At 70.8% G+C, this 2,595-nt stretch carries 2 protein-coding genes; both read left to right on the forward strand.

Going from position 1 to position 2,595, the window contains the following annotated elements:
* Positions 1–275: 275 nt before the first annotated feature.
* Positions 276–2,123, forward strand: coding sequence for a glutamine--fructose-6-phosphate transaminase (isomerizing) (glmS, locus tag AWZ10_RS10110; RefSeq protein WP_060890907.1), 1,848 nt, complete (start codon positions 276–278; stop codon positions 2,121–2,123).
* Between the two features lie 66 nt (positions 2,124–2,189).
* Positions 2,190–2,561 (forward strand): holo-ACP synthase, encoded by a 372-nt coding sequence (locus AWZ10_RS10115; RefSeq protein WP_046706953.1) that lies wholly within the window; start codon positions 2,190–2,192, stop codon positions 2,559–2,561.
* Positions 2,562–2,595: the final 34 nt, after the last annotated feature.

Below are 2,595 nucleotides of genomic sequence, written 5' to 3' on the forward strand. Positions count from 1 at the left end.
GGGCGCGTGCGGCGTGAGGGCGGCCGCGGCGGCGTCGACGGGGAGGGCGGCCACCAGGGCGAGGGACACGGCGACGGCACGGAACGTCATTCGTCTGCTCGTCATGTGATCAGCGATACGTGCCGCACGCGCGCGGGCGAGGGCGCCGCGCGTACGGTCACCCGATATCCGCGTGGGAAGTCACCCGATATGAGGGCTCACCGGACACCACCGGCGTCACGTACAGTCACCTACGGCACACAGCAGGTCGCGAACGGTAAGACACAGGGGTTGATATGTGCGGAATCGTGGGATACATCGGCTCGCAGTCCGCGCTCGACGTGGTCCTGGCCGGACTGAAGCGGCTGGAGTACCGGGGGTACGACTCCGCGGGCGTGGCGGTACTGGCCGACGGGGGCGTGGCCGCCGCGAAGAAGGCCGGGAAGCTGGTCAACCTGGAGAAGGAGCTGGTCGGCCACCCGCTGCCGGCCGGTTCGACCGGCGTCGGCCACACCCGCTGGGCCACCCACGGCGGCCCCACGGACGCCAACGCCCACCCGCACCTCGACAACGCGGGCCGGGTCGCCGTCGTCCACAACGGCATCATCGAGAACTTCGCCGCGCTGCGCGCCGAACTGGCCGGACGGGGCCACGACCTGGTCTCCGAGACGGACACCGAGGTCGTCGCCCACCTGCTCGCCGAGGAGTTCTCCTCCTGCGAGGACCTCGCGGAGGCGATGCGGCTGGTGTGCCGACGGCTGGAGGGAGCGTTCACCCTGGTCGCGGTGCACGCGGACGCGCCGGACGTGGTCGTGGGCGCGCGCCGGAACTCACCCCTGGTGGTCGGTGTCGGCGAGGGCGAGGCCTTCCTCGCCTCGGACGTGGCCGCGTTCATCACCCACACCCGCTCGGCGATCGAACTGGGCCAGGACCAGGTGGTCGAACTGCGCCGCGACGGCGTCACGGTGACGACGTTCGACGGCCGCCCCGCCGAGGTCCGCTCCTACCACGTCGACTGGGACGCGTCGGCGGCGGAGAAGGACGGCTACGACTACTTCATGCTCAAGGAGATCGCCGAGCAGCCCAAGGCGGTCGCGGACACGCTCCTCGGCCGTATCGACGCGGCGGGCTCACTGTCCCTGGACGAGGTCCGGATCCCCGACAAGGAACTGCGCGAGCTGGACAAGGTGGTCATCGTCGCGTGCGGTACGGCGTTCCACGCGGGCATGATCGCCAAGTACGCCATCGAGCACTGGACCCGTATCCCGTGCGAGGTGGAGCTGGCGAGCGAGTTCCGCTACCGGGACCCGATCCTCGGCCCGCACACCCTGGTCATCGCCATCTCCCAGTCCGGCGAGACCATGGACACGCTGATGGCCCTGCGTCACGCCCGTGAACAGGGCGCCCGCGCCCTCGCCATCTGCAACACCAACGGTTCGACGATCCCCCGCGAGTCCGACGCGGTCCTTTACACCCACGCGGGCCCGGAGGTGGCGGTCGCCTCCACGAAGGCGTTCCTGACGCAGTTGGTGGCCTGCTATCTCGTGGCCCTGTATCTCGGCCAGGTACGCGGCACCAAGTGGGCCGACGAGATCCGGGCGGTGGTCCGCGACCTCTCCCGCATCTCCCGCGAGGTGGAACGGGTCCTCGAAACGATGGAGCCGGTACGGGAGTTGGCGCGCACCCTCGCCGACAAGAACACGGTGCTTTTCCTGGGCCGCCACGTGGGCTATCCGGTGGCCCTGGAAGGCGCCCTGAAGCTCAAGGAGTTGGCCTACATGCACGCGGAGGGCTTCGCGGCGGGCGAGCTGAAGCACGGTCCGATCGCCCTGATCGAGGAGGACCTCCCGGTGGTCGTCGTGGTCCCCTCCCCGGCGGGCCGCTCCCTCCTCCACGACAAGATCGTCTCCAACATCCAGGAGATCCGCGCGCGCGGTGCCCGCACGATCGTCATCGCGGAGGAGGGCGACGAGGCGGTCGTCCCGTACGCCGACCACCTGATCCGTATCCCCGCCACCCCCACCCTGCTCCAGCCGCTCGTCGCCACGGTCCCCCTCCAGGTCTTCGCCTGCGAACTGGCGACGGCGAGGGGGAACGAGGTGGACCAGCCGCGGAACCTGGCGAAGTCGGTGACGGTGGAGTGAGCGAAGGCGGTGACGGTGGAGTGAGCGGAGGCGGGGCGGCCTCGGGCTGAGGCTAGGGTGCGGATCATGCCCATCATCGGAGTCGGCATCGACGTCGCCGAGATCGACCGTTTCCGCGCCGCGCTGGAACGCACACCCAGCATGGCCGATCGCCTCTTCCTCCCCGGCGAACTCACGCTCCCCAGCGGGGAACGCCGGGGCATCGCCTCCCTCGCGGCCCGCTTCGCCGCGAAGGAGGCCCTCGCCAAGGCCCTGGGCGCCCCCAGCGGCCTCCGCTGGACCGACGCCGAGGTCTACGTCGAACCCTCCGGCCAACCCCGCGTCCGAGTAACCGGCACGGTCGCGTCCCGCGCGTCCGAGCTGGGCGTCAAGTCCTGGCACATCTCCCTGAGCCACGACGCGGGGGTGGCATCGGCGGTGGTGATCGCGGAGGGGTGAGGGGCGGGGGGCCCGATAGCCCCCCCCCCCCCCC

The sequence above is a fragment of the Streptomyces europaeiscabiei genome (genome assembly GCF_001550375.1).
Taxonomy (GTDB): Bacteria; Actinomycetota; Actinomycetes; order Streptomycetales; family Streptomycetaceae; genus Streptomyces; species Streptomyces europaeiscabiei.